Here is a 6,503-nt window from a genome sequence, read left to right as displayed (position 1 = left end):
GGGAAGGTATCATAAACAGTACCAGAAAGTTTGATGCCAACGCTCCCCATACCCAAAGAATCAGAAGAGTGGTATCTTTGCCGGAAAATAAATCCTCAACCAATACAAGGCTGAGCATACCTTCTGACAGGACGGTACGCATGCCCCTGCGTACCATAAAAGCAACCGACGGGAATATTCGGAGGCAAAATACCAGATCAGTAAACAGGATGCATTATATTCGTCCCTCAAACATTCAGAGCACACCGGACAGAAATAACATAATCATGCGCGATCCGGTACGACGACATATCAGAACCCAACCGATCAGGAGAAGCACCCCTGTTTACAGGAGCCCTGCCCGTTCAGTGAACCGGATTCATCAAATTAGGCCATCGGGATCCACAAGGATAAGAAAATAAGCTATAAAGCATAAAATTTGAGATTTCCTTCACTTTACAAATTTTATTCCATCCCCGGCATAAACCCATTTCAGGGATCAATGCCGGGGATTTTATTTGGTACCATTCATCCCAGCTCTTTTTTCAAATCAATATATATTTTATCTTTGTCGCAGTATTGAGTCCAGTGACCAGATCAAGGTTTCAATATAAAGGTAAAATTGTTTTGTAAAATGAACCCGTTATTTATTAGCGATTGACTGAGAATTTATATAAATTCGCAAAAAAGGATTAAAAGCAATTATAAATTAATGACTTGCTTGCAAGTCGAAGTAAAAAGCCCACTGTATGGACAGCAAGGAGAATCACAAATCTAGCTCAGAGCAGAATCAACCATTAAATGAGCAGGTTGAATCTGTAACCCAAAACAACACGCCTCAGGATCAGTATGACGGGGATGATAAAGAAGACCAGGAAGCGGTTAATCAAGGTGAAAACAACTACGGGGAACAAGAATCAGAAACAGATGACGGATCACAGGAACCGGAACAGGATTTCTCTGATCAACGGAACGCTTCCCGGGACATGCCCAACATAGATTATACCACCTATACCAAACAGGAATTGGTAGACCGGCTCAAAGAACTGGTTGATTCCGACAACATCAACAACATCAGGAAAGAAGTGGACGTCATCAAAGCCACTTTTTATAAAAAACAGCGGGCTGATAATGAAGAGAACAAGACAAGACACACCAGCGAAGGGGGCGATCCGGAAAGTTTTGTGCCCGAAAAAGATCCCCAGGAAGAAGAGATGAAAGAACTGCTTAGACGCTTTAAGCAACGCAAAGCTGAAGCCAACAAGAAAATTGCAGATGAAAAGAAAAAAAATCTCGAGGAGAAATATAAGATTATTGAGGAGCTTAAAAATCTGGTCAACAAAAAGGAATCAATGAACCAAACCTTTAAGGAATTCCGGGAGCTTCAGAAGCGCTGGAAAGACACCGGACCGGTTCCCCAGAATAAGGAGAAAGTTTTATGGGCCACCTACCATCATCACGTGGAAAAATTCTACGATTTTGTAAAAATCAATAAAGAACTCAGGGATCTTGATCTGAAAAAAAATCTGGAAGCCAAACTGGATCTTTGCGAAAAGGCTGAGCAACTCAAGGAAGAAGACAATATTGTGGAGGCATCCAAGACACTCCAGGATTATCACGACCAATGGAGGGAAATCGGACCCGTTCCTTACGGAAAACGAGAGGAAATCTGGCAAAGATTTAAGTCGGCAACCTATGAAATCAATAAGCGCCATCAGGAATATTTTAAAGAATTAAAAAGAAAAGAAAACGAAAACCTGGAAGCAAAAAGGAAAATTTGTGAACAGGCTGAAGAAATTGCTGAAAAGGAAATAAACACCCATAAAGCCTGGAATCGATATACACGGCAAATACTTGATCTTCAAAAAGAATGGCGGAAAATCGGCTTTGCTCCCAAAAAATATAACAACAAAATTTTTCACCGTTTCAGAAAAGCGTGTGACCGGTTTTTTGACCGAAAAAGAGAGTTCTATGATCAACACAGGGAGTGGCAGGAAAACAATCTAAAGAAGAAAAAGGAATTGCTGGCCCGGGCAGAAGAATTAAAAGACAGTACCGATTGGATTAATACAAAAAAAGAACTGGTCCGCCTCCAGAGACAATGGAAAGAAATAGGACCCGTTCCCAAAAACCAGGCAGATGAGATATGGAACCGGTTCCGGGGGGCTTGTGATCATTTTTTCCAAAGAAAAAAGCAGCAGGAAAAAACCACGGATAATGATTTTGAAAAGAACCTGGAATTAAAAGAAGAATTAATTCAAAAAATACGCAACTTCAAACCCTCCGACAATATGGAGGAAGACATAAAGCAACTGCAAACTTTTGAAGACGAATGGAGTCACATAGGATTTGTTCCCTATGAACAAAAGGACAAGATTCAGGAAGAATACCGAAAAGCCATATACAACCAGTATGATAATCTGAACATTGACGACATCCAAAAAGAAGTGCTAAAATACCGCAGCAAACTCAAAAATCTCCAGCAAAAGCCTAAAGCAGAAAACCGAATGTACCAGGAGCGCGATAAGTTCATGAATAAAATCGAAAAGCTGGAAAATAATATCCATTTGTGGGAAAACAATCTGGGTTTCATTTCAGCCGAATCCAGTGAAGCAAACTCAATGATCAATGATTATAAGAAGAAGATAGAGCATGCAAAGAATGAAATAAGCGTTCTGGAGGAAAAGATCAAACTAATTGACACATTCGATACGGAAGAAGAATAAATTCTAATACATTGGCCGAAAATACCAAATATATCTTTGTTACCGGCGGCGTTGCCTCCTCACTGGGCAAGGGAATCATATCAGCCTCTCTCGGCAAATTACTGCTTGCCCGGGGATACTCCGTGGCCATACAAAAGCTCGATCCTTACATCAATATTGACCCGGGTACGCTCAATCCCTATGAACATGGAGAATGTTACGTTACAGAAGACGGAACCGAAACCGATCTGGATCTGGGGCATTACGAAAGATTCACCAGTGTACTGACTTCCCGGAACAATAATGTTACCACAGGACAGATTTATCAGGCGGTGATCAATAAGGAACGTAGAGGAGATTACCTGGGAAAAACGGTGCAGGTGATACCCCACATCACAGACGAAATTAAGAGAAGCATCAAACTATTGGGTAAACGCTTTGATTACGACGTGGTAATCACAGAGATCGGGGGTACTGTAGGCGATATTGAGTCCTTACCCTATATTGAAGCGGTGAGGCAGTTGAAGTGGGAACTCGGAGCCCACAACAGTGTGGTCATCCACCTGACCCTGGTACCGTATATTTCGGCCTCAGGAGAATCAAAAACCAAACCCACCCAGCACTCGGTAAAAGGTTTGCTGGAAAACGGGGTACAGCCTGATATTTTGGTATTACGAACAGAGTTGGCACTGAATCAGGATATACGGAAAAAAGTGGCTTTGTTTTGCAATGTTGAGCTTGGTTCGGTGGTGGAATCAAGAGATGTGGAGACCATTTATGAGGTTCCCCTGCTGATGGAATCCGAAAAGCTGGATCTTACTGTTCTGAATAAACTGGATCTGACAACCAAAACAGAACCCAAACTTGAGCAGTGGAAAAGTTTTGTAAACAAGCTCAAAAACCCAAAAACCGCGATCAAGGTAGGGCTGGTGGGAAAATACGTGGAACTGCCCGATTCCTACAAATCGATCCAGGAATCCTTTGTTCATGCGGGAGCAGAAAATCAATGCAAAGTTGATGTAGTGACCGTTCATTCGGAAGATATTACAAGCGACAATGTGGATGAAAAATTCCAGGATCTTCATGGAATAATAATAGCACCCGGGTTCGGGCAAAGAGGCATTGAAGGCAAGATCATAGCTGCCCGGTATGCCCGGGAGAACAATCTCCCCTTTTTAGGGATTTGCCTGGGCATGCAGTGTGCGGTTATAGAATTTGCACGCAACGTTCTGGGATACAAGAATGCCGATTCAACTGAGTTCAACCGGCGCACCCCTTATCCTGTTATTGATCTGATGGAAGAACAAAAAAATATCACCGAAAAAGGAGGAACCATGCGCCTGGGAAGTTATCCATGCGATATCACAAAAAATTCCAGGGTCCATAAAATTTATCAAACCACACATACAAAAGAAAGACACCGCCACCGATATGAGTTTAACAATGCTTATCTGAAAGATTTTGAAAAAGCAGGTATGATGGCCTCCGGAATCAATCCCGAAACAAACCTGGTAGAAATTATAGAAATTCCTGATTATCGCTGGTTTGTAGGGGTACAGTTTCATCCCGAATACAAAAGTACGGTTATGCATCCCCATCCCCTGTTTGTAGCATTTGTAAAGGAAATGTGTTCATCAACCGTATAAATTTGACGGCTTACAAATGATGCCGGCAACAACTCCAAAAAAATAACATTATCTCCATGGATTTTTGAAAATCTTATGATTTCAATTTATCTTTGTGGCCCTAATATTTATAAGGCGAGATAAAAATTGTACCAAAATGGATAAAAACTCAATAATAGGGCTTCTGATTATTGCTTTGATACTTGTTGTTTATGGGATTGTCAACCGCCCTTCGGAGGAAGAAAGACAAAGGATGCAACGGGTACGGGATTCTCTGGAAAGAGTGGAACAAATGCAACAAGATACACAGGTAACCGATAAACAACAAGAAGCAGAACAGCCACAACCTCAGCAGGCCCAGACACAGGAAAAAGCCCAAACCGGCAGAGATACCACCGAAAGTGAACTGAGGGATATGTACGGACCCTTTGCTGTGTCAGCCAAAGGCGAAAAGGAGTTTGTCGTTCTTGAGAATGAACTGATGAAAACAAAAATTTCTACCAAAGGTGGCAAGCCATATTCGGTGGAATTAAAAAAATATGAAACTTACGATGGCAGGCCTCTGGTCCTGTTCAGCGGAGATCACAACACATTTGGCTTTAATTTCTTTGCCAACAAGCGCCAAATTGCCACCAACAATCTATACTATGAAGTGGTAGGCGATCAGGACTCCCTTTATGCAGGAGCAAGTGAACAAACGGTAAGACTTCGGCTTCATGCGGGGCAGGATCGTTATATTGAATATGTTTATACCCTTGCCCCCAATACGCACATAATGGATTTCAACATCCGTTTTCACGGGATGAACGAGGTGATACCCAATAATTACACCGAACTGGATCTGCAGTGGGATATTAGATCCCCACGACTGGAAAAAAGTGAGGACAACAGGCGAAACACTACCACTGTCGGGTATAAGTTTTATCAGGATGAGGTGAACACCCTGGGGGGCATGACCAGTGATGAAGAAGAGGAAGAACTGCAAAACAGATTAAAGTGGATCGCCTTTAAACAAAAGTTTTTCTCATCCATCCTGGTATCGGACGGCTATTTTACCAATTCAAGAGTAGAGGTACGCAACGAAGAAGACTCCGAAAAATATCAGAAATACCTTGCCGCAGAGATTGGGGTGCCCTATGAAAGCAAAGACCAGTATGAGGCTCCGATGAGCTTCTATTTTGGCCCCAATCACTACAACACGATGAAACAATACGATCAGGAATTTGAAAGCCTTATCCCGCTAGGCTGGGCCGTATTCAAATGGGTCAACAAATACATCATTATTCCCATCTTCAACTGGCTGGATAATTCGATTGCCAATTACGGGATCATCATCCTTCTCCTTACCCTAATCATCAAGGCAGTACTCTTCCCGCTCACATACAAGTCGTATCTCTCGCAGGCCAAAATGCGGGTACTGAAGCCCGAAATTGATGAGCTCAACAAAAAGTACCCGAAGAAGGAAGACAGCATGAAAAAACAGCGGGCTCAGATGGATCTGTATAAAAAGGCAGGGGTGAACCCCATGGGCGGTTGTCTGCCGATGTTGCTCCAACTGCCTATATTGATAGCCATGGTACAGTTCTTCCCGTCTTCCTTTGAGCTGAGGCAGGAAGGTTTCCTGTGGGCCAATGATCTTTCTTCCTATGACTCCATTCTGGACCTGCCTTTTTCGATCCCCTTCTACGGAGACCATATCAGCCTTTTCACCTTACTGATGGCAGTAACCCTTATCTTTACAACAAAGATCAACAGTTCGCAGATGAGTGGCAGCCAGCAGATGCCCGGCATGAAATTCTTTACAACCTACTTCATGCCCGTTATGTTGCTGTTCATTTTCAACAGCTTTGCTTCAGGATTGAGTTATTACTTCTTCCTTTCCAATATTATAACCCTCGGTCAAACATTGATAATCAGGAATTTTGTGGATGATGAGGAAATTCACAGAAAACTGAAGGAAAACAAGAAAAAACCGCAGAAGAAATCGAAAATGCAGCAGCGTTTAGAAGAAGCACAGCAAAAACAGGCACAGAAGAAACAGGGCTATCAGGCGAAGAAGAAATGAGTAGTGAGTGATGGGCTTGTGAGTGGGGAGTAATGAGTAATGAGTAATGAGTAATGAGTAATGAGTAATGGGTGTCTCCTCAGTATTCCTATCATCACGTCTTCCCATCTATATCTTTTCACTATTGAC

At 42.4% G+C, this 6,503-nt stretch carries 4 protein-coding genes; all 4 read left to right on the top strand.

All coding sequences use genetic code 11. From position 1 onward, the window contains the following. Positions 1-401, top strand: a 401-nt coding sequence (locus KGY70_15120; GenBank protein ID MBS3776526.1) for a hypothetical protein, incomplete at its 5' end; no start/stop codon positions are given. A 327-nt stretch (positions 402-728) separates the two neighbouring features. Then, a complete protein-coding gene (locus tag KGY70_15115) occupies positions 729-2,705 on the top strand; it encodes a DUF349 domain-containing protein (GenBank protein ID MBS3776525.1) in 1,977 nt (658 codons plus the stop codon). Between the two features lie 11 nt (positions 2,706-2,716). Then, on the top strand, positions 2,717-4,330 hold the full coding sequence (locus tag KGY70_15110) for a CTP synthase (GenBank protein MBS3776524.1): 1,614 nt from the start codon (positions 2,717-2,719) through the stop codon (positions 4,328-4,330). A 136-nt stretch (positions 4,331-4,466) separates the two neighbouring features. Next, entirely contained in the window at positions 4,467-6,374 is a 1,908-nt protein-coding gene (gene yidC, locus KGY70_15105) for a membrane protein insertase YidC (GenBank protein ID MBS3776523.1), read from the top strand. Positions 6,375-6,503: the final 129 nt, after the last annotated feature.

Source organism: Bacteroidales bacterium, from assembly GCA_018334875.1.
Classification (GTDB): Bacteria; Bacteroidota; Bacteroidia; order Bacteroidales; family UBA12077; genus JAGXLC01.
The sequence above is the reverse complement of the archived record's forward strand: the minus strand, read 5'-3'. Positions and strand labels throughout refer to the sequence as shown.